The sequence below is a fragment of the Cellulomonas sp. EB106-03-03-XG116 genome (assembly GCF_058792015.1).
Genome location: NZ_JBYTEP010000011.1, coordinates 1 through 21,288, shown reverse-complemented (window position 1 = coordinate 21,288; position 21,288 = coordinate 1). Strand labels below are relative to the sequence as shown.

Annotated in this window: 13 protein-coding genes; 5 read left to right on the top strand and 8 right to left on the bottom strand. The window is 76.4% G+C overall.

Annotated features, from left to right (window positions below; translation table 11 throughout):
• Nucleotides 1–441: 441 nt before the first annotated feature.
• From AC3WUG_RS06865 to AC3WUG_RS06855, 3 genes are read left to right on the top strand one after another with little or no spacing between them, the layout of a single operon-like run.
• Nucleotides 442–3,429 (top strand): hypothetical protein, encoded by a 2,988-nt coding sequence (locus AC3WUG_RS06865; protein WP_492326993.1) that lies wholly within the window; start codon nucleotides 442–444, stop codon nucleotides 3,427–3,429.
• Nucleotides 3,426–4,733 carry a type 1 periplasmic-binding domain-containing protein gene (locus tag AC3WUG_RS06860; protein ID WP_492326992.1) on the top strand — a complete coding sequence of 436 codons (1,308 nt, stop codon included), beginning with the start codon at nucleotides 3,426–3,428 and terminating at the stop codon, nucleotides 4,731–4,733. The genes AC3WUG_RS06865 and AC3WUG_RS06860 overlap by 4 nt, the downstream gene beginning before the upstream one ends.
• Nucleotides 4,730–6,799: a serine/threonine-protein kinase gene (locus AC3WUG_RS06855; RefSeq protein ID WP_492326991.1), complete on the top strand. Its 2,070-nt coding sequence runs from the start codon at nucleotides 4,730–4,732 to the stop codon at nucleotides 6,797–6,799. Before AC3WUG_RS06860 ends, AC3WUG_RS06855 begins: the two co-directional genes overlap by 4 nt.
• Before the next feature lie 119 nt (nucleotides 6,800–6,918).
• Here AC3WUG_RS06855 and AC3WUG_RS06850 read toward each other — a convergent pair whose 3' ends face one another.
• The 4 genes from AC3WUG_RS06850 to AC3WUG_RS06835 form a co-directional block, all read right to left on the bottom strand.
• Entirely contained in the window at nucleotides 6,919–7,602 is a 684-nt protein-coding gene (locus tag AC3WUG_RS06850) for a hypothetical protein (protein ID WP_492326990.1), read from the bottom strand.
• A gap of 143 nt (nucleotides 7,603–7,745) precedes the next feature.
• A complete protein-coding gene (locus AC3WUG_RS06845) occupies nucleotides 7,746–8,738 on the bottom strand; it encodes an NAD-dependent epimerase/dehydratase family protein (protein WP_492326989.1) in 993 nt (330 codons plus the stop codon).
• Complete coding sequence (locus tag AC3WUG_RS06840; RefSeq protein WP_492326988.1) at nucleotides 8,735–11,428, bottom strand: alpha/beta fold hydrolase; 2,694 nt, start codon at nucleotides 11,426–11,428, stop codon at nucleotides 8,735–8,737. The genes AC3WUG_RS06845 and AC3WUG_RS06840 overlap by 4 nt, the downstream gene beginning before the upstream one ends.
• On the bottom strand, nucleotides 11,425–12,447 hold the full coding sequence (locus AC3WUG_RS06835; RefSeq protein WP_492326987.1) for a 3-oxoacyl-ACP synthase III: 1,023 nt from the start codon (nucleotides 12,445–12,447) through the stop codon (nucleotides 11,425–11,427). The genes AC3WUG_RS06840 and AC3WUG_RS06835 overlap by 4 nt, the downstream gene beginning before the upstream one ends.
• 274 nt (nucleotides 12,448–12,721) lie before the next feature.
• On the opposite strand from AC3WUG_RS06835, the gene AC3WUG_RS06830 reads away from it, so the two are divergent.
• Nucleotides 12,722–13,555 (top strand): sulfurtransferase, encoded by an 834-nt coding sequence (locus AC3WUG_RS06830; protein WP_492326986.1) that lies wholly within the window; start codon nucleotides 12,722–12,724, stop codon nucleotides 13,553–13,555.
• 9 nt (nucleotides 13,556–13,564) lie between these two features.
• Here AC3WUG_RS06830 and AC3WUG_RS06825 read toward each other — a convergent pair whose 3' ends face one another.
• The 4 genes from AC3WUG_RS06825 to tkt form a co-directional block, all read right to left on the bottom strand.
• Nucleotides 13,565–14,281, bottom strand: a complete 717-nt coding sequence (locus AC3WUG_RS06825; protein WP_492326985.1) for a DUF5701 family protein — start codon at nucleotides 14,279–14,281, stop codon at nucleotides 13,565–13,567.
• Nucleotides 14,282–14,354: 73 nt separating this feature from the next.
• Nucleotides 14,355–15,464 carry a non-homologous end-joining DNA ligase gene (gene ligD, locus AC3WUG_RS06820; protein WP_492326984.1) on the bottom strand — a complete coding sequence of 370 codons (1,110 nt, stop codon included), beginning with the start codon at nucleotides 15,462–15,464 and terminating at the stop codon, nucleotides 14,355–14,357.
• Between the two features lie 70 nt (nucleotides 15,465–15,534).
• Nucleotides 15,535–15,969, bottom strand: coding sequence for a class Ib ribonucleoside-diphosphate reductase assembly flavoprotein NrdI (gene nrdI, locus AC3WUG_RS06815; RefSeq protein ID WP_492327046.1), 435 nt, complete (start codon nucleotides 15,967–15,969; stop codon nucleotides 15,535–15,537).
• Nucleotides 15,970–16,188: 219 nt separating this feature from the next.
• A complete protein-coding gene (gene tkt / locus AC3WUG_RS06810) occupies nucleotides 16,189–18,354 on the bottom strand; it encodes a transketolase (RefSeq protein WP_492326983.1) in 2,166 nt (721 codons plus the stop codon).
• Between the two features lie 211 nt (nucleotides 18,355–18,565).
• Here tkt and AC3WUG_RS06805 point away from each other — a divergent pair, with 211 nt between their 5' ends.
• Nucleotides 18,566–21,241 carry a phosphoenolpyruvate carboxylase gene (locus tag AC3WUG_RS06805; protein WP_492326982.1) on the top strand — a complete coding sequence of 892 codons (2,676 nt, stop codon included), beginning with the start codon at nucleotides 18,566–18,568 and terminating at the stop codon, nucleotides 21,239–21,241.
• Nucleotides 21,242–21,288: the final 47 nt, after the last annotated feature.

The window sequence follows — 21,288 nt, the reverse complement described above, 5'->3', positions numbered from 1 at the left end:
AGGGGTATGGGTGAGCCCGGGGTCCGGACGCTAGCGCGGTCCTCGGTGCCGCCGGAAGAAGGTTGAGTGCCCGCTGGGGAACAATGAGTGTCCTGCCGAAAGACCTAGGTGTCGAAAAGGGGCAGAAGGGGCGGTCCTGCTACCTGAGAGGTTGCAGCTCTGAGCGTCGTCGGAGGCGGTGAGTGGCAGGACCTGCGCCGCGGTGAGTGGTGCCTGGGTCCGTGACTCCGCCGCTGGCGGTCGTCCTGACCTGCGGGTCCGCTACTGTCCCGTTCGCCGGGGCGCCCGGCGCCCCTCGGCACGCGGGTCGAGGGACCGTCGCGCCGACCGTCCGACGAAGGGGTTCGCGTGTCCGCCAGTCCTGCAGCATGGAAGGCGTTGTCGGGTCGCCGTCGAATTGTCGTGTGCGCGGCCGCGATCGCCATTCTCGCGCTCGTTTCCGTGCTGCTCGTCCCGCGGCATTCCGCCGCCTCCGAGCAGCACGGTCTGCAGACGATCGGCGTGCGGCTCGGGACCGACGGCGCGATCCGGGCGGTGTCGACGGCCAGTGTCGTCCAGGACGAGGACGGGCGGGTCGCGGAGCACCACGAGGACCTGGAGCCCGCGCAGGCCGCGGCGCTGCTGCCGGTGCGGGTGCAGACCGCGTGGTGGCACGAGGGGACCTCGGGCACCGACCTGGCCGACCTCGACGGCAGGTCCGGGCGGTTCGTCGTGCAGGTGGTGATCCAGGACCTCACGGCAGAGCCGACCGACCTCGCGTTCGAGACGGACGGCGCGCGCTACCAGCAGCAGGCGCTGGTGGGTGTGCCGCTGACCGTGGTCGCGAGCGCGACGGTGGGCGCCGGGGACCGGGTGATCCAGGTGGACGACGGCTCGCAGGACGACGCGCGGGTGACCGACGGCGTGCTGGTCGAGACGACCGAGGGCGATCGGTCGGTGCAGTGGGCAGCGTTCCTCGCCGCCCCCATGCTGTCCCCGACCGCCGACCTCACCCTGGTGGTCGAGTCCTCGGCCTTCCGGGTGCCGTCGTTCGACCTGACGGTCCAGCCGGGGCTGGTGACCGACCCCTCCGTGGGCGCGCTCATCGACCGCGCGTACGGGGCGGACGGGTACGCCGCGCGGCAGGAGGGCGCGGCGATCGCGCTCGTGCAGCGGGTGGGGCGGAGCCTGTCCGACGCGCTCGACTTCGTCGACCAGGTGCACGAGGCGCTCGGGCAGGACGTCGCGCACCTCGGTGAGCGGACGTATCGGAACCTGGGCTCGAGCTCCGAGGACGTGCTGGACCACCTCGGGCGCACGGCCGAGGACCTGGACGTCGTGCTCACCGACGCGCGGTCCGGCCTCACCCGGGTCGGTTCCGACACGCACCGCGGCGTGCAGGACCTGGCGCGGTCGGTCGCCGAGATCCTCGGCTCGCCCGGGCTGCGCCCGACGATGTCCGAGACGGTCGTGGCCGGCTGCTCGGTCACGATGCCGACCCTCGCGGACGGCGAGGCCCGGACCGTGTCCGCCACCGTGCAGGTGGCGAACGCGCAGCTCCGGGCGGTGGCGGACCTGTTCGCCACGGGCTGGGACGCCCCGCCCGACAACTGCCGGACCGCGCTGCACGACCTCGTGCTGGAGACGGTGGGCGACCCGGCCGCGCTCGAGGACCCCGAGGCGGCGGCCCGCTGCGACGCGACCCCCGAGCACCAGCGGACCATCGCGTGCACCCTGGCGGTGGCGCGCCGTGTGCTCGCGACGGACTTCCGGCTGCTCGCCGCCGACCTGGAGGACGTGCTGGACCTGGCGGACCGGCTGGGTGTCGGGGCGCTGACCGGCGCGCTGGGGGGCGCGCAGGGGCTGGCCACCTCGTTGACCACGCTGCGCGAGGAGGTCACCGCGGCCCGGGCGGAGTCCGGGTCCGTCGGGGAGGACCTCGCCGGCTGGGCGTCGCGCATCAGCGACGCGGTGGACGACGCCCGCGCCGCGTCCGCGGCGGCGCGCGTGGGACTGGCCGGCACGGCGGCGACCGTGGACCGGCTGCGCTCGGTACGGGACGACGTGCGCGCGGCGCTGTTCGACGCCGACGACGGCCTCGGCGCGGCGCTGGACGCGCTGACCGGGGCCGGAGAGATGCCCGCCGCCACTGGCGAGTGGTTCCTCGCGTCGCCGTACCCGGGCGCCCTCGACGACCTGGTCGAGACCCTCGGCACCGACGAGTGCCCCCGGGACTGGGCCGAGGACCTCGGCCCCGACTCGTCGGCCGAGGAGGTCGCGCAGTCGCTGGAGCGGCTCGGCGAGGCCGACTGCCCGCTCGGCGACCTGGCCGCGGCGACCGCCGACCTGGTGGCCGGCTACGCGAGCGCGATCGCGGCGACCGACCTGCTGGCGGACGGCGCCGCCACGGCGCGGGCCGCGCTCGACGCCGTCGAGGACGCTCTCGACGCCCTCGACGCGGCGGTCGAGGAGCTGCACGCCCAGACCGGTGCCTCCGGGCCGATCGCACAGGCTCTGCTCGCCCTCGACGACCCCGACGCGGGCACCGGGGCGCTCGCGGCCGTCGCGGCGGAGATCGAGGAGGTGCGCGCCCTCGTCACCGACGGCGGGGACCTGGACGCGCTCGACGAGCGGCTGGCAGGCCTGGTGACCCTGGTGACCGGGATCTGGCCCGACGACGCGGTCCTGCCGGTCTCCGGCACCGAGGGCTGCACCGCCGTGCAGCCGCCCCCGACGGGGCGGCCCGGGCCCGCGGCGCAGGCGGTGGTGTGGCTGGCGAACCGGCTGCTCTGCCTCGAGGCCGACCTCGGGGCACGGCTGCACGACCTCGACGACCGGCTGGGTGCGGTCGGGCAGGGTTCCGACGCGCGGCTCGCTCTCACCTCCAGGCGCACCCTGGACGCCGCCGACCGCGCCCACGAGCAGATCGACCTGCTCGCCTCCGGGCTCGTCGCCGAGGTGACCGCGCAGCGGCAGGAGGCCACCGCGGCGTCGCAGGCGCTGGTCGCGGCGGCCCGCGCACAGGTGCGTGAGGAGATGGACGCGGTCCTGGCGGGGTACGACCTGGCGACCAGCGGGGTCCTGCAGCAGCTGACCGACGCGATGCAGCAGTCGGGCGCGCAGTCGCTCGCCGTGGCGGGGTCGCTGGGCGCGGACTTCGCGGACCTGCTGGCGAACCTCGGCTCACCGGACCCGACCAGTCGGGGCGGCCTGCTCGGCAAGCTGCACAGCATCACGACCCAGGTCGGCGAGACCGGTGGCGTCCTGGACGTGGTGCACGGCGCCACCTCCGCCTACGGCAGCGTGCGGTCGGGTGAGCTGCGCGACCTCGACCTGCGGGCCGCGCAGTTCGCCGCGGCCGAGGAGCGGCTCGCGGAGTACCGGCCGTTCGCCGACGTCGACGACGACCTGGAGACGGTGTTCGTGTTCCAGGTCCGGGGCGACCGGTGACCGCGCGCGGTGTGCGGGCCGCCGTCGCCGGGGTGGTGGCCGCCGCGCTGGCCGGGCTCGGGGGGTGCACCGCCCCCGAGCCCCCGGGAGCGGTCCCGGCGCTGCGGCCCGAGCTATCCCGCTCCGGGGAGCTGGCGGAGCCGGTCCGCCTGGGGGTCCTGGTCCCTCCGCTGGAGGGTCCCGGGTCGGAGTACCGCCCACTGGTCGAGGGGGCCCGGGTCGCGGCGTACCGCTTCGGGCTCGGCGGCGACTCCGTGGAGGTGAGCGTCGGGCTGGACGACGGCACGCCGGACGGCGCGCTGCTGGCGATGCGCGCGCTGCTCGACGCGGGGGTTGCGGGCGTCGTCCTGGCCTCGCCCGGGCCGCACACCGCCGACGCCGTGGCGGCGGCCGACGAGGCCGCGACCGCCGTCGTGCTGCCGTACGGCTCGGCCGCCGGGCCCGCCCCCGGCGCCTGGTCGCTCGCGCCGAGCCCCGACGTCGTCGCGGAACGGGTGCACGACGCGCTCGACGGGCTCGCGGCGCGCCGGCCGTACCGGGTGGTCGCTGCCGACAGGCCGACCCCGGCGCGCGACGACGCGCAGCCCGAGGACCCGGCCGGCGGTGCCGGGTCGCCCGACGAGCCGTCCTGGACGGGCACGCCGGACGACCCGGAGGCCACCGCCGCAGAGATCGTCACGCTGCTGGAGCAGCGTCTGGTGGACGCGGTCGTGGTGGACGCCCCCGCGGTCGACCAGGCTGCGCTCGTGGTCGCGCTGCAGGGGCGGCTCGGGACCCGCCAGCTCCCGGTGGTGCTGAGCCCGGACGCGCTGACGCCGGTGTTCGGGGACCTCCTCGCGGCCGCGGGCACCTCCGGCGGCCGGCTCGTGGGTGTGGGTACCGACGCGCAGGACCACGCCGCCCTCACCGGTTCGGGCGCCGGGTCCCGTACCGCCTCGTTCCTCGCGGCGGTACGGCTCGCGGCCGGCGACCCGGGGTGTCGCAACGTCTACGACGACGACGCCTGCGCGGCCGGCGTGCCGAGGGCCGACGCCGCGAGCCACGACGCCGCGCTGGCACTGGTCCGGGCGGTGGACGCGGCGGGCTCGGTCGAGCCGGCGCGGGTCCGGGAGGCGCTCGGCGGCCTGCGGCTCGGCCGCGGCGACGGCCTGGCCGGGCCGGACCTCGACTTCGGGACGGCACAAGCCCTTGCGGACGACGACGTGGTGGTCCTGCACGCCTCGACGTCCGACCCCGGCGTGCGTCCCACCGCGGCGGACGGGACGCGCCCGGCCCTGTCCTGGTTCGCCGGGGCCGCACCGTGACGGAGCCGGCCGCCGCGGGCCGCGCCCTCGGCAGCCGGTACGTGCTGCTCGAGCGGATCGGGCGCGGTGCGTCCGGGGAGGTGTGGCGGGCGCACGACCGCCAGACCGGCGGCGACGTGGCGGCGAAGCTGCTGTGGCCGCAGCACGCGGCCGACCCGGAGATCCTCGCCCGGTTCGTCCAGGAGCGGTCGGTCCTCCTCGGGCTCGACCACCCGCAGGTGGTCCGGGTCCGCGACTTCGTCGCCGAGGGCCGGGACCTCGCGATCGTGATGGACCTGGTCGAGGGGCCGAGCCTCGCCGGGGTGCTCCGGGAACGGGGCACCCTGGCGCCGGCGGCCGCGGTCCCGCTGGCCGCGGCGGTGCTGGACGCTCTGGACGCCGCGCACCGCCGCGGGGTGGTGCACCGCGACGTCAAGCCGGACAACGTCCTGCTGGCTCGGCCGGGCAGCCTCGCGGCCGCGGACGTCCGGCTGGCCGACTTCGGTATCGCCGGGATCGTCCAGGACGAGGGGGCGTCGGGCACCGAGCTGGTCGGCACGCCCGCGTACATGCCGCCGGAGCTGGTGGCGTACGGGAAGTTCGGGCCGGCGTCGGACGTCTACGCGGTCGGGGTGCTGCTGTACGAGCTGCTCGCCGGCAGGACGCCGTTCGCCGGCGAGGGCACGCACATGACCCTCGGCATGCGCCAGGTGGAGGACGCCCCGCCGCCGCTGCCGGTCGCCGAGCCGCTGCGGGAGGTGCTGCACCGTCTGCTGAGCAAGGACCCCGGTGCGCGGCCGACCGCCGCGGCGGCTGCGCAGGTGTTCCGGTCGCTGGACGACCCGGCGCTCGCGGGACCGGCGCTTCCGCCCCAGCCCACCCCCGCGTCCTGGTCGCGGAGCGCGTCGTCGCTGCCGGGCAAGCGTGCGGTGGAGGCGGCCCTGCGCGGGTCGACGGCCGCGGCAGGCGACCGCACCACCCACGGCGGCGGTGCGGCAGGGGCGCGGGACGGGGCGCGGGCCGGTGCGCCCGACGACTTCGACGCCACGTCGTTGCGCGCCGCGCCACCGGTGCGCCCCGGCCGGCCCGCGGCCGGCGAGGCAGATCCGGAGCCCGGCGACGGCTCCACGATGATGCGGGCGACCGCGCCCGACGTGCGGCTCGTCCCGCGGAGTACGACGGGCCGCAGGCTGTCGACGCGCACCCGGGTGCTGATCGGCCTGGGGTCGGCGCTCGCGGTGGCCGGCGCCGGCGCCGGCGTGTGGGCCTCGGGTGTTCTCGACCGCGAGCCGGTCGACCCCGAGCTCGACATCACGACGGCGGCCGCGCACCGGAGCGGAAGCCACCTGCCGACCGGGCTGCGGGTGGACCTCGACGCCTCCTGGGACGCGTCGGACCGGGTCACCCGGTTGCGTGTCGCGCTGTCGGCGGCTCCGAACGCACCGCTCCGCGGCGACGTCCTGGTCGTCACGCCGGCGCCGGACGGCGGCTGCGCCGACGTCGCCGAGGAGGAGGGCGTGGTGCGGCCGGTGCGGGCGTCCAGCGACGGCGTGGACCTGGCGTGCGGCCAGCGGCTGCTCGATGTCGACCTGTCCGGCGGGTCGACGGCGGTCGTCGACCTGGCCGTGGACCTCGCGCCAGTCGACGCCGAGGGGACGGCCGCCGACGACTACGGTCCGTGGCTGGAGACGGTCCAGCAGGCCACCGACGCGGCGCTCCCCGGCCTGCCGGGTACCGCGTTCGCGCTGCAACGGGTCACCGGGGTCCGGGTGGAGCCGACCGGGGTGACGCTCACCGGGGCCGCGACCGCGGTCCCGTACCGGGTGACCGCGCTCTGGGCGGGCGGCGGCGAGGCCGGTGCGACCGAGCTGTTCACCCAGGACACGAGCGACGGCATGGAGACCGAGCTGCTGCACCAGCTCACGGGGGACGCAGGGCTCGACGGCGTGTCGGTGTCGTCCTGCTACGCGGCCCAGGTCGTCGGCATCCGGGTGCTGGCCGAGCAGCCCGAGGCGTCGTGCCACGTCCGGGCCGTCGTCGGCGCGCTCGACTCGGGCGAGGCCGGCTTCGCGATCCGGATGCGCTGACCCGGGCTCGCACGAGCGCGACGCCGGAACGCGCCGGCTCCGTGCGCGGGCCCGCGACCACCGCCCTCGACCGGGCAGGTGTGTCCGGGCCCGGGCGCGGTGGACGCGGTGCGGGTCCGTCAGACGAAGGAGAGCGGCACGGCGCCCTCGTGCTGGTCGACCCAGTTCCCGGGGTCGCGCCAGACGACGCGGGCCTCGACCGAGTCGGCGTGCGTGCTGATGGTGAAGGAGAAGCTCTCGCCGGGGGCGAAGGGGTACCGGTAGTCGTCCGCGATCTCCTTGATCGCCGAGGCCACGAGCCCGAGCTCGTCCTTGTAGTCCCACGGGATGGTCGGTCCCGCCGGTGCGTTGAGGTAGTCCCAGCCGTCCGGGAAGAGGTCCACCGACATCCCGCCGCCGAGGACGATCGTCTCGTCGGTCTGGTTGGTCACGACCACGTTCAGGTGGTGGATCGGGTCACCGGCCGCATACAGCGTGAAGTTCCCGTCGGACGCGCTGACCTCCTGGGCGCGGTCGGCGGGGAACGTGTCGAGGTACCGGAGGTCCACGTGCAGCCCGTCGACGACGACCTCGCCGACGGACTCGCCCGCGCGGGACAGTCCGCCCGCCCACGCGGGCACGCTCCCGTCGGAGGCGGTGGTCGTGCCCGGATCCTCCTCGACGGGCTCGGGCACCGGGCTCGCGGTCGGGGTGTCCTGGACGACGGGTGTCGGGTCGGGCTCCTGCGGCGGCGACGCCGTGCAGGACGCGAGGGCGACGCTGGCGACGGCCACGAGCAGGAGCGGACGGCGGGTGCGCCTCATGGTGCGGGTCCTCCGAGGGTGCGGGAGCCCGCCGACGCCGACGGGCAGCCACCACAGTGGTCACCACCGACGCCTGAGTGGCGGCGCTCCGGAACTTCCGTAGGTGCTCCCTCCCAGGTCGGCGCGTCCCGAGGCGTCGATACTCAGCCCGCCCGGCCGCCGTAGTGCGCCGCCAGCCGCGCGAACCCCTCGTCCAGGCTCACGGCCGGCGTCCACCGCAGGTCGGCGCGGGTCGCGCGCTGGTCGAACCAGTGCGCCGTCGACAGCTGCTCGGCGAGGAACCGGGTCATCGGCGGCTCGTCCGTCCCGGGGCGGAGCCGCCAGACGGCCTCGACCAGGCCGCCCGCCGCGCGGGCGAGCCCGGCGGGGACGCGCCAGGCCGGGGGCCGCACCCCGCCCGCGCGGCAGATGCCGGCGAGCAGGTCGGCGACGGTGCGGGGCTCGCCGTTGGTCAGCACGTAGGCGTGCCCGTGCACCTCGGGCGCGCCCGCCCGGTCGAGCGCGGCGACGATGCCGTCGGCCGCGTTATCGACGTACGTGGTGTCGATGAGGGCGGCGCCCTGGTCGAGCAGCGGCAGCCGGCCGCGCGCGGCGCGGTCGAGCACGCGCTCGACGAGCTGGGTGTCCCCGGGGCCCCAGACGAGGTGCGGGCGCACGGCCACGACGGCCATCCCGCCGTCGCCGCCGCGGTCGCGGTCGAGCGCCAGCAGCTCGGCCGCCGCCTTCGTGCGGGCGTAGTCGCCGCGGGCGTGGGCGGGGTCCGCGGGCTCGGCCCCGACGCCGACGAGCGACGAGCCGCCGTGCGCGACCGACGGCGACGACACTTGGACGAACCGCCGGACGCCGGCGCGCTCGGCGGCGTCGAGCAGGGTGGTGGTGCCGCCGATGTTGACGGCGTCGAACTCCTCGCGCGGGCCGGCGAGCGACACCCGCGCCGCCAGGTGCACGACCGCGTCGACGCCGTCGAGCGCCGCGGCCACGGCAGCGGGGTCGGTGACCGAGCCCGCGACGTCCCGGACCCCGGGCACCCCGGAGGGCCGGCGCTGCAGCGTGCGGACGTCCTCGCCGCGGTCGGCCAGCACGCGCGCGACGGCGCCGCCGAGCAGCCCGGACGCCCCGGTCACCAGGACGGTCACGGTGCGCCCACCGGCCCGCCGGACAGGACGCGCGAGGCCCACGCCGCCAGCCGGGTGCGGTCGATCTTCGAGTTGTGCCGGACGTCGGTCGGCATCCGCGGCGCGACCAGGACGGCCGCGAGCGGCACCGGGGAGGCGGCGCGCGCGGCCTCCGCCAGGTCCGACGGGGCCAGGCCGGCGCGCCGGAGCGCCTCGTCGGCGGGCGGCTCCACGACGGCGACGGCCTGCTGCACACCCGAGGGCCCGACGCCGACGACCGCCGCCCGGCGCACGCCGGCGACGCGCTCGACGTGCTGCTCCGGGCCGACCGGCGCCAGCGGGCCGTCGGCGGTGACGAGGACGTGCGCCAGCCGGCCCTCGATCCACAGCCGGCCCTCGGCGTCGAGGTGGCCGACGTCGCCCGTGCGGTGCCAGCGGCCGTCGGGCACGTCGCGCTCCGCGGCGCGGTCGGTCAGCCACAGCCGGTCGTAGTGCTGCTTGAGGTGCGGCGCGCTGATCAGCACCTCGCCGAGCACGCCCGGGGCGTCCGACGGCGCACCGGTCGCGGCCCCGTCGGCGTCGAGCGCGCTGACGAGCACCCGGCCGGGGCCGACCGGCCGGCCGACGCAGACGCCCGCGTCCGGCGCGGCCGCCGCCGCCCGGATGCCGTCGAGCGTGATGTCGGTGACCAGCAGGCACTCGGTCATCCCGTACGGCGTGTGCGCCTCCGCCGCGGGCATCAGCGCGGCGGCGGACCCGAGCAGGTCGGCGCTGATCGGGGCGCCGGTGGACAGGAACGTCCGGACCCGGGCGAGCGCGGCGCGGTCGTCGGCGTCGAGGTCGTCCGCGGTCGCGACCACGTTGAGGATCGCGGCGGGGGACAGGAACACGATCGAGCCGTCGGCGGCCCGCACCGCGTCGGCCACCGCGCGGGCGGTGAGCGTGCGGGGCGCGGACACGTCCATGTCGGGCGTCACCGAACGCGTGCCCAGCGCCGGCCCGAGCAGGGCGAACGGGGCGAAGCCCGTGACCAGGCCGGTCTCCGGGCCGACGTCGAAGTGCGTCGCGAGCACGTCCCGGAGCGCCGACAGCTGGGCGTGCGTGTAGACGACGCCCTTCGCGGGGCCGGTGGAGCCGGACGTGAACAGGATCGCCGCCTCGTCGGCGGGACCGGGCTCGGCCGGCAGCGCCTCGTCGCGGCCGAGGTCGGCGACGTCGACGAGCAGGTGCGCCACGCCGAGCGCGCGCCGGGCCGCGGGGCCGAGGGGCTCGGCCGCGATCCGCACGCCGGGCCAGCCGAGCGCGCGCGCCGCGAGCAGGCCCTTGGTCTGCCCGACCACCCAGTCGGGCTGGGCGCCGCGCTGCGCGCGGGTCAGGCCGCGCGGGCCGAGGCCGGCGTCCGCGACCACCACGACGGCGCCGATCCGGAGGCAGGCGTACACCAGGGCGGTGAGCGTCGGGCCGGGCTGCACCAGCAGGGAGACCCGGTCGCCGCGCTCGACGCCCACCCGCCGCAGGCCGGCCGCGATCCGGCGCACCTGGCGTGCGAGTAGCCGCCAGGACACGGTCCGCGGGCCGCCGTCGGCGCCCATGTCGAGCACCGCCGGGCCGGGGTCGTCGGCGCGGGCGTCCAGCCGGTCCCACAGGGGGGTCCAGGGGGCCGCCTCGTCGGGCGCCTCGTCGGCCGGCATCGCCCGGTCCGGGGCGGCTGCGGCGCCCCCGGCGGAGGAGCCCGGCACCGCCTCTGCGAGCCAGTCGACCATCGGCGTCGCCCAGTCCACGTCCTCCGCGACCAGGTGCCCCGCGCCCTCGTGCCGGTGCACGCGCGCCTGCGGCAGCCGGTCGACCAGGTCGTCCAGGTACCGGTCGCGGAACACCGGGTCGCGCGGGCCCCACTGCAGCAGCGCGGGGACGTCGAGCCGGGCGACGCCCGCGGCGATCCGGCGCAGCTCCGGCGCGCTCGGGTGGTCGCGGTGCCCGGGGATGTCGGCGACGAAGCCCTCGACCCCGCCGCGGTCCGCGGCGTGCCGGTAGGGGGCCCGGTACGCGTCCGCGACCTCCCGGGCCAGGGGCGGGTGCGCCAGGGCGAGCGTGGTCTCGAGGAACGCGGGCGTGGTCGACGTCGCCAGGCGCAGCACCGGCCCGGCGGTCGCCGCGCGCAGCGGCGCCGGGATCGGCTCGCCGTCCGGGTGGGCGACCGCGGTGTTGAGCAGCGCGAGGCCCGCCAGCAGGTCGGGGTGGTCGACCGCCCAGCCCATGGCGACGACCCCGCCCCAGTCGTGCCCGAGCACCACGACCGGCCCGGTCAGCCCGAGGGCCGTGGTGAACGCGTCGAGGTCCCGGACCCGCTCGGGCAGCGTGCGGTGCCGCCCGGTGCGCGCGGAGAAGCCCATGTCGAGCTGGTCGACCGCCACGACGCGCCACGCCGGCCGGCCCGCGGCCGCGGCGTCGAGCGTCGCCGGGATCAGCGACCGCCACAGGTAGGACCAGGTGGGGTTGCCGTGCACGGCGAGCACCGTGCCGACCGGGGTGATGCCGCGCGCGGCCAGCTCGGGGCCGGTGTCGAGGTGGTGCCAGGCGGGCTCCCCGACGCCGAGGCCGGTGTCGGGGGTGCCGTCGGGGAGCGGCAGCAGCCGGCTGAACCGCGGGTCCAGGCCGGGCAGCCCGGCGGGCGGGGCGGAGGCGGGACGGACGCGGAGCGGGGCAGTCACCAGGCGAGCTCCATCATCGCGGTGTTGATGCCCGAGCCGACGCCCATGAGCAGGACCCGGTCGCCCGACCGGAGGGAGTGCTGCTCCTCGACCAGCGTGATCGGGATCGACGCGGGGCCGACGTTGCCGAGGTGCGGGAAGGTGGTGGGGACGCGCTTCCGGTTCAGGCCGACCGCCTTGACGATCGCGTCCGTGTGCACCCGGGACACCTGGTGCGTGACGTACCGGTCCATCGACGACCAGTCCCAGTCGCGCTGCGCCTCGTGCCAGGCGTCGACCACGAGCTCCAGCCCGCCCTCGAGCAGCGCCCGGGCGTCGGTGAGCATCGCGTCGGCGCTCCCGACGCACAGGTCGTGGAACCGCGTCGCCGCGCGGGTCACGCCGCCGAGCACCCGGTGCCCGCCGGGGTTCTCGTCCGTCCGGCCGAGGACCGCGGCCGCCGAGCCCGAGCCGAGCGTCAGCGTCGCGAACTCCTCCATGAAGTCCTCGCGGCCGACCTCCGGCCGGAGCAGGCGCTCGACGGTGGTCCGCTGGATGTCGTCGGCGTCCTCGCCGTTCACCACGACCGCGTACCGCACCTGGCCGGACTCGATCATCGTGGCCGCCAGGCTCATGCCGTTGATGAACCCGAGGCAGGCGTTCGCCACGTCGAAGTTCACCGCGTGGCTGCCGAGACCGAGCCCGTGGTGCAGCCGCACCGCGACGGACGGCTCCAGGTGCTTGCGGGTCACCGACGTGTTGATCAGCAGGCCGACGTCGCCGGGGTTCACGCCCGCCTCGCGCAGCGCCGCGGTGCCCGCCGCGATCGTCGCGGTGTCGGCGTCCTCGCCGGGCCCCCAGTTGCGACGCTCCTCCACCCCCGCGACGCGCTCCAGGACCGTCCGCGGCAGCCGCAGCCGGCGCAGCGCCGACCCGAGCCGCTCGGAGATCTCCGCGGACGTGGTGATGCGGCTGGGCAGCCGGCTCGCGACGGAGAGCAGCGAGACGTTGCCGAACCGGGTGGTGGCGTTACCGGACACACGGGCTCCAGACGGGCAGAGGACGAGCGGGGGCTCGCGGCGTACTGAGGGAGCCAGCATGCTGCACCCGGCTCCAGCGCGCGCCACGAAGGTCCTGGTGCGACGGAGCGGACCTCTCTGCCGGGAGGTCCGGGACGGGGCACCACGGGGGGAACGACCGCGGGGCGGCGCGGGTTCCGGCGCGCGCACGTGGTGTCGGACACGTCCGGCCCGGGCCGACAGGGGAAGCGCCGTCCCTGGTGGCGGGGCCGCGGACGCGCCTAGGTTGGGTGCCATGACCGACGTGCTCGTGACCGCCGCCGACCTCGCCCGCGAGCTGGACGGGCCGACGCCCCCGCGGCTGCTCGACGTGCGCTGGGCGCTCGGCGGCCCGCCGGGGGTGGACGCGTACCGGGCGGGCCACCTGCCGGGCGCGGTCTTCGTCGACCTCGACACCGAGCTCGCCGCGCCGCCGAGCGCCGCCGAGGGCCGGCACCCGCTGCCCGACGTCGCGGACCTGCAGGCCGCGGCGCGCGGCTGGGGTCTGCGGGCCGGCGAGCCGGTCGTGGTCTACGACGACTCCGGGGCCACGTCGGCCGCGAGGGCGTGGTGGCTGCTGCGCTGGGCGGGCGTCGCCGACGTGCGGATCCTCGACGGCGGGCTGCCGGCCTGGGTCGCGGCCGGCGGGGCGCTCGACACGGCCGAGGCCGCGCCGGAGCCCGGCGACGTGACGCTGACCGGCGGGCAGCTGCCCGTGCTCGACGCCGACGGCGCCGGCCGGTGGGCCGAGGAGGGCGTGCTGCTCGACGCGCGCGCCGCCGAGCGGTTCCGCGGCGAGGTCGAGCCCGTCGACCCGCGGGCCGGGCACATCCCCGGCGCCGTGAGCGCGCCGACCGGGGACAACCTGGACGCCGACGGCCGGTTCCGCCCCGTCGACGACCTGACCGCGCGGTTCGCCGCCCTCGGGGTGGCCGAGGGCGGCGAGGTCGCCGTCTACTGCGGCTCCGGCGTCACCGCCGCGCACCAGGCGGCGGCGATCGTGCTGGCCGGGCGGACCCCGGTGCTGTACCCGGGGTCGTGGTCGCAGTGGTCGGCCGACCCGGACCGCCCGGTCGCCGTCGGGGAGTGAGGCCGGGGGTCAGCCCGCCGTCCGGCCGCCCGCGGACGCCGCGCCGAGCCAGGTGTGCGGGTTCCGGTCCCAGCACCAGCCGAGCTTGGGGCGGCGCTCGCTGATCCACACCGCGGGCACCCGCTGGTTCCCGGCCCGGGAGCCCATCAGCGAGAAGCACCGGTTCGGCCGCAGCATGTCCGGCCGCACCGCGACCAGCGCGATCCCCTCGGCGACCGTGAGCGGCGTCCGCCCGCGCCCCCGGACGGTCGCCAGCGCGTCCTCCGGCCGGGTGCTGCAGAACTCGCTCCCGGTGTCGACGTCGAGCAGCAGGTAGGGCGCCGCGGGCACGTCGAGGTCGGGCAGCGGGCGGTAGCCGGCCATCTCGTCGTCGTCGATCACGCTGACGCCCGGGCGCGTCCCGCGGCGCAGCGCCGGCACGGACGCGTTCGCCCGGGCGGTGCCGCCGTCGAGGACCAGCACGAACGGCACGTGGTCGTCGGGGTCCACGGCCGACGGCCCGGCCGCGGCGCCGGCGGCGAGGGCGGCGCGCAGCGGCGCGACCGCGGCGACGAGGTCGGCGGGGGACAGGCCGTGCACCGCGGCCAGCCCGAGGTCGAGCTGCGCGCGGACCTGCCGGTCGAGCTCGGCGGCCGCCGCGGCGCCGGGGTCGTAGGGCTCGGGCGCGCGGTCGGCGGCGGCGACGGTGGGCCAGGCGGGGTCGGGGGCGATGACGGGGACGGGCACGGGCGCTCCTCGGGGTCGTCGGTCCGGGAGGGGGTGAACGCCCGGCGCGCCCGCCGGGTTCCCGGGGCCCGCCTCAGTCCTCCGCCGGCTCCTTCGGACGGTCGCGGTCCTTGCTCGGCTGCACCCGCTTCGGCTCGCCCGGCATCTTCGGGTACTCCGGGGGGTAGGGCAGGTCGCCGAGGTCGTGGTCCCGCTCGTCCTTCGCGGCGAGCTCCAGCAGCCCGTCGAGGACCCCGGGCGCGACGGCGTCGGTGCCCTCGGCCGGCGAGGTGCGCGCGACCAGCGGCGCGAACAGGTCGCCCACCTCCGCGAACCGCGCGGGCATCGTCGTGACGTCGAAGTCGTCCGGGTGCACGTCCGGCACCTCCTCCCAGCGCAGCGGCGCGGAGACGGTGGCGCGGCGGTTCGGGCGGACGGAGTACGCGGACGCGATCGTGCGGTCGCGGGCCATCTGGTTGTAGTCGACGAAGATCGCCTCGCCGCGCTCCTCCTTCCACCACTTCGTGGTGACCTGCCCGGGCAGCCGGCGCTCGAGCTCGCGGCCCAGCGCGATCGTCGCGCGCCGGCACTGCGTGAACGACCAGCGCGGCTCGATCGGCACGAAGATGTGGATGCCCCGGCCGCCGGAGGTCTTGGGGAACCCGGTCAGCCCGTGCTCGGCGAGGATCTCGCGCACGTGCGGCGCGACCCGGGCGGCGTCGTCGAAGTTCGTGCCGGGCTGCGGGTCCAGGTCGATGCGCAGCTGGTCCGGCGCCTCGACGTCGGCGCGGGTCACCGGCCACGGGTGGAACGTCAGCGTGCCGAGGTTCGCGGCCCAGGCGACGACGGCGAGCTCGGTCGGGGTCACCTCGTCGGCGGTGCGGCCCGACGGGAACGTGATCGTCGTCGACTCGACGTAGTCCGGGGCGCCCTGCGGGACCCGCTTCTGGAAGAACGCGTCGCCCTTGTTGTCCACGCGCGTCGAGAGCTTGGCGCCCTCGAACCAGCCGCGCGGCCAGCGCTCCAGCGTCGTCGGCCGGTCCCGCAGCGCGCCGAGGATGCCGTCGCCGACGCTCACGAAGTACCGGACGACGTCGATCTTGGTCAGGCCGCGGTCGGGGAAGTAGACCTTGTCGGGGTTGGAGACCCGCACGGTGCGGCCGCGCACCTCGATCTCCTCGGCGGGCACCTTCGACGGGCTCATGGGGGTCACGCTAGGGCCGACCGCCGACACGCGCACCCACCCGGGCGAGATGAGCGCGCGCCCTGGGGCGTCAGGCCGCGGGGTCCGCGCCGTCCGCCGCGAGCGCGGCGTCCAGGTCCTCCAGGATCCGCCGGCACTCCTCGACGTCCCAGGGCGTGCCCGCGATCTCGAACTCGAACAGCACCGGCCGCCCGGACCGGGCCGCGACGTCCCGCGCCGCGTGCTGGTAGTACCGGCCGAAGTTCCGGTTCCCGCTGCCCATCACGCCGACCATGCGGCGGCGGTTCACCTCGGAGCGCAGGAACCGGCGCACCGCCTCCGGGATGGTGTCGTTGGCCTCGTTGCCCGTCTTGTACGACGGCGTGAGCAGCACCCACGGCCCGTCGGCCTCGCTGAGTCGCACCGCGCGCTCGGACAGGTCCCGCACGGGCCGGTCGAGCCGCAGCGCGAACGACCGCACGAGCCCGGAGCTCGACGAGTATAAGTACACCGGGGTCTGCCGCACGCTCACGCCTCCGACCCTCCCCGCACGGCGCCCGCGCCGCCGGGGACCAACGTCCCGCGCCCCATCGTGCGCCGCCGGGTCGCCGAGTCTCCGCTTCTCGTCTGCGGTCGGGGGCACGCGCACAGTCCGAGAACGGAGACTCGGCGACGACCGGGCGGGGGACGCAGAACGGCCGGGCACCCCCGCAGGGGTGCCCGGCCGTTCTGCGTCAGCTCGGCGTCAGAGCTGGTCGCCCGTGCCGCTCTCCGACGGGGCGCTCGCGTCCGAGGCCGGGGCGCTGCCGCCGCGGGCCGCCGCGATCGACTCGTGCGCCGCCGCCACCACGGCGTCCGCCGTGATGCCGAACTCCTCGTAGAGGGTCTCGTACGCGGCCGAGGCGCCGTAGTGCTCGAGCGACACGGCGCGGCCGGCGTCGCCGAGGATCTTCCACCAGGACAGCGCGATGCCGGCCTCGACGGAGACGCGGGCCTTCACCGAGGACGGCAGGACCGACTCGCGGTAGGCCTCGTCCTGCTCGGCGAACCACTCCAGCGACGGCGCGGAGACCACGCGGGTCGGGACGCCGGCGGCCTCGAGGGTCTCGCGGGCCGCGACGGCCAGCTGCACCTCGGAGCCCGTGCCGATGAGGATGACCTCCGGGGTGCCGGTGGACGCCTCGAGCAGCACGTACGCGCCGCGGGCGACGCCCTCGGCGGACGCGAAGCCCTCCTCGCCGCGGGGGAACGTCGGGACGTTCTGGCGCGTGAGGATGAGCGCGGCGGGGCCGTCGGTGCGCTCGAGGATCGCCTTCCACGCCTGCGCCGTCTCGTTGGCGTCGGCGGGGCGGACGACCGCGAGGCCCGGGATGGCCCGGACCGCGGTGAGGTGCTCGACCGGCTGGTGGGTCGGGCCGTCCTCGCCGAGGCCGATCGAGTCGTGCGTCCACACGTAGATGGCCGGCACGCCCATGAGCGAGGCCAGGCGGACGGAGCCGCGCATGTAGTCGGAGAACGTGAAGAACGTCCCGCCGTACGGCCGGGTCAGGCCGTGCAGGGCGATGCCCGACAGGATCGCGCCCATGCCGTGCTCGCGGATGCCGAAGTGCAGCGTGCGGCCGTACTGGTCGCCCGCGAACTCGTGGGTGGAGCGCTCGGCCGGGATGAAGGACGGCTCGCCCTTCATGGTGGTGTTGTTCGAGCCGGCGAGGTCGGCGGAGCCGCCCCAGAGCTCGGGCAGCACCGGCGCGAGGGCGGACAGCACCTCGCCGGAGGCGGCGCGGGTGGCGACGGCCTTGCCGGCGGGGAACGTCGGCAGCGCGTCGGCCCAGCCGGCCGGCAGCTTGCCCGCGCGCAGGCGCTCGAGCAGCTCGGCGCGCTCCGGGTTGGCCTCGCGCCAGGCGTCGAAGCCCTTGCTCCACTCGGCCTTGGCGGCGGCGCCGCGCTCGAGGGCCTTGCGGGTGTGCGCGATCACCTCGGGCGCCACGTCGAAGGACTTCTCGGGGTCGAAGCCGAGCACCTCCTTGAGGCCGCGGACCTCGTCGGTGCCCAGCTTGGAGCCGTGCGAGCCGTGGGTGTTCTGCTTGGTCGGCGACGGCCAGGCGATGATCGTGCGCAGGCCGATGAACGACGGGCGGTCGGTGACGGCCTTGGCGGCCTCGATCGCGGCGTGCAGCGCGTCCACGTTCTCCGTGTACTCGCCGCCCTCGGTCCAGTCGACGAACTGGACGTGCCAGCCGTAGGCCTCGTAGCGCTTGACGACGTCCTCGGTGAACGCGATCTCGGTGTCGCCCTCGATCGAGATGTGGTTGTCGTCCCAGATCGCGATGAGGTTGCCGAGCTTCTGGGTGCCGGCGATGGACGACGCCTCGGAGGACACGCCCTCCTGCAGGTCGCCGTCCGAGCAGATCGTGTAGACGAAGTGGTCGAACGGGCTGGTGCCCGGGGCGGCCTCGGGGTCGAGCAGGCCGCGCTCGCGGCGGGCCGCCATCGCGAAGCCCACCGCGGAGGAGATGCCCTGGCCGAGCGGGCCGGTGGTGATCTCGACGCCGTCGGTGTGCTTGTACTCGGGGTGGCCCGGGGTCTTGGAGCCCCAGGTGCGCAGCGCCTCGATGTCCTCGAGCTCCAGGCCGAAGCCGGCCAGGTAGAGCTGGATGTACTGCGTCAGCGAGGAGTGGCCCGCCGACAGGATGAACCGGTCGCGGCCCAGCCAGTGCGGGTCCGCCGGGTCGTGCCGCAGCACGTTCTGGTAGAGCAGGTACGCGGCCGGGGCCAGGCTGATCGCCGTCCCGGGGTGGCCGTTGCCGACCTTCTCCACCGCGTCCGCGGCCAGGACACGCACCGTGTCGACGGCCTTGACGTCGAGCTCGGTCCAACCGACCTGCTGGGCCACAGGAGCCTTCGCGTTCACCGCACCTCATTTCCGCCCGGACCTCGGCGGCCCGGATCATCGGGGGTTGCTGCTCGCCCGGTCGCGACGGACCGGCCGCGGGCACTGCCTCCGAGCCTAGACTCCCCCGCGGTCACGCGGGACATCGGGCCCAGGGGTCCGGCCCGCGGACGAGGTAACCGACAGGCGGACACGCGTCTCGTGCGTCGGACGGTTGACCTACGCTTGACCGGTGACCGACCCCCAGCCCTCGCTCGAGGCCCGCCGCGGCCTCGCGCGCCACGAGGTCCCCGACCCGTTGCGCAACGACGTCCGGATGCTCGGCGAGTTCCTCGGCCGCGTCATCCGCGAGTCCGGCGGCGACGACCTGTTCGACGACGTGGAGCGCGTCCGCGCGCTGACCATCCGCGCGCACGACGAGCAGGACCTGTCCGCGCTCACGGAGGCGGAGGAGCTCGTCGACTCCTTCTCCATCGAGCGCGCCCAGCAGGTCGCCCGCGCGTTCACCTGCTACTTCCACCTGGCGAACCTCGCCGAGGAGCACCACCGCGTCCGGGTGCTGCGCGCCCGCGAGGCGGAGCTGCCGGCCGGCGAGCTCATGCAGGACGACTCCCTGCCCGCCGCGATCGACGCGCTGGCCGGCGAGGTCGGCCGCGACGAGGCCGTGCGCCGGCTCCAGGAGCTCGAGTTCCGCCCGGTGCTCACCGCGCACCCGACCGAGGCCCGCCGCCGCTCGGTGTCCCGGGCGATCCGGCGCATCTCCGACCTGCTCGCGGAGCGCGACGCGCTGGCCGCCGGCGGCACCTCCCGCGCGGAGAACGACCGCCGCATCCTCGAGGAGATCGACACGCTGTGGCGCACGTCGCCGCTGCGGGCGCAGAAGCCCACGGTGCTGGACGAGGTCCGCACCGTGATGAACATCTTCGACACCACGCTGTTCGACACCTTCCCCACCGTGTACCGCCGCCTGGACGACTGGCTGTCCGGCGAGGGCGCGGGCCGCCGGCAGCCGGCGGTCCGCCCGTTCGTGCGGCTCGGGTCCTGGATCGGCGGCGACCGCGACGGCAACCCCAACGTCACCGCCGAGGTGACCCGGGCCGCCGCCGCGCTGGCGAGCGAGCACGTGCTGACCGCGCTGGAGGAGTCGGCGCGGAAGGTCTCCGCGAAGCTCACGCTGGACGACACCGGCACCCCGGCCAGCGCGGAGCTCACCGCGCTGTGGCACCGGCAGCGGGACCTGTCCGAGGACGCCGCGACCAAGGCCGCCGCCGAGGTGAAGCACCAGCCGCACCGCCGCGCGCTGCGCATGGTCGCGGAGCGGCTCGCCGCCACCCGCCGCCGGGACGCGGACCTGTCCTACGCGGGCCCGGAGGAGGTGCTGGCCGACCTCGACGTCGTGCAGCGCTCCCTGGAGGCCGCGGGCGCGACCCGCGTCGCGTTCGGTGACCTGCAGAAGCTCATCTGGCAGGTGCAGACCTTCGGGTTCCACCTCGCCGAGCTCGAGGTGCGCCAGCACTCGCAGGTGCACGCCGCCGCGCTCGCGGACGTCGCGGCCAAGGGCCTGGACGGCGACCTGGAGCCGCGCACCGTCGAGGTGCTCGACACCTACCGCGCGATCGGCGCCGTGCAGCGCCGGTACGGCGTCGCCGCCGCCCGCCGGTACATCGTGTCGTTCACCCAGGCGCCGGAGCACCTGGCCGCGGTCTACCAGCTCGCCGAGCTGGTGTTCCCGGACCCGGCGACCCGCCCCGTCATCGACGCGATCCCGCTGTTCGAGACCTTCGCGGACCTCGAGGCCAGCGTCGACATCCTCGAGTCGATGCTCACGCTGCCCGCCGTGCAGCAGCGGCTCGCGGAGAACGGCCGGCGGGTCGAGGTCATGCTCGGCTACTCGGACTCGTCCAAGGACGTCGGCCCCGTGGCCGCGACCCTGGCGCTCGACGTGGCGCAGAGCCGGATCGCCGAGTGGGCCGCGAAGCACGACCTCAGCCTCACGCTGTTCCACGGCCGCGGCGGCGCCCTCGGGCGCGGCGGCGGCCCGGCCAACCGCGCCGTGCTGGCCCAGCCCCCGGGCTCGGTCGACGGCCGGTTCAAGCTCACCGAGCAGGGCGAGGTCATCTTCGCCCGGTACGGGAACCCGACGATCGGCGCCCGGCACATCGAGCAGGTCGCCGCGGCGACCCTGCTGGCCGGCGCCCCGTCGACCGAGCAGCGGAACGCGGCCGCCACCGCCCGGTTCGCCGACCTTGCGTCGGCGCTGGACGCGTCGTCCCGCACCAGGTTCTACGAGCTGGTGCGCGCCGACGGCTTCCCGCAGTGGTTCGCCCAGGTCACGCCGCTGGAGGAGATCGGCCTGCTGCCGATCGGCTCCCGCCCGGCGCGCCGCGGCCTGTCCGTCGAGTCGCTGGACGACCTGCGGGCGATCCCGTGGGTGTTCTCCTGGTCGCAGGCGCGGACCAACCTCGCCGGCTGGTTCGGGCTCGGCACCGCGCTGGAGTCGGTCGGCGACCTCGCCGAGCTGCAGGCCGCGTACGCCGAGTGGCCGCTGTTCAGCACCATGATCGACAACGTCGAGATGTCGCTGGCCAAGACGGACGACCGGCTCGCGGAGCGCTACCTCGCGCTGGGCGACCGGGACGACCTGGCGCAGCTCGTGCTCGAGGAGATGGCGCTGACCCGGCAGTGGGTGCTGGCGATCACCGGCTCCGACCGCATCCTGTCCCGCCGCCGGATCCTCGGCCGGGCCGTCCAGCTGCGCAGCCCCTACGTGGACGCGCTGTCGCTGCTGCAGATCCGGGCGCTGCGCGCGCTGCGGACCGGCGAGTCCGAGGAGCTGGTCGAGGAGTACAAGCGGCTGCTGCTGCTCTCCGTCAACGGCGTGGCCGCGGGCCTGCAGAACACCGGCTGACGGGGCCCGCCCCGGACGCGCGACGGCCCGGCACCCCCTCGGGGTGC

Bases quoted from the DNA above. Each gene is read 5' to 3' on its own strand.
- AC3WUG_RS06850 (WP_492326990.1), bottom strand. From the start codon at position 7,602: ATGAGGCGCACCCGCCGTCCGCTCCTGCTCGTGGCCGTCGCCAGCGTC.
- AC3WUG_RS06830 (WP_492326986.1), top strand. From the start codon at position 12,722: ATGACCGACGTGCTCGTGACCGCCGCCGACCTCGCCCGCGAGCTGGAC.
- ligD (WP_492326984.1), bottom strand. From the start codon at position 15,464: ATGAGCCCGTCGAAGGTGCCCGCCGAGGAGATCGAGGTGCGCGGCCGC.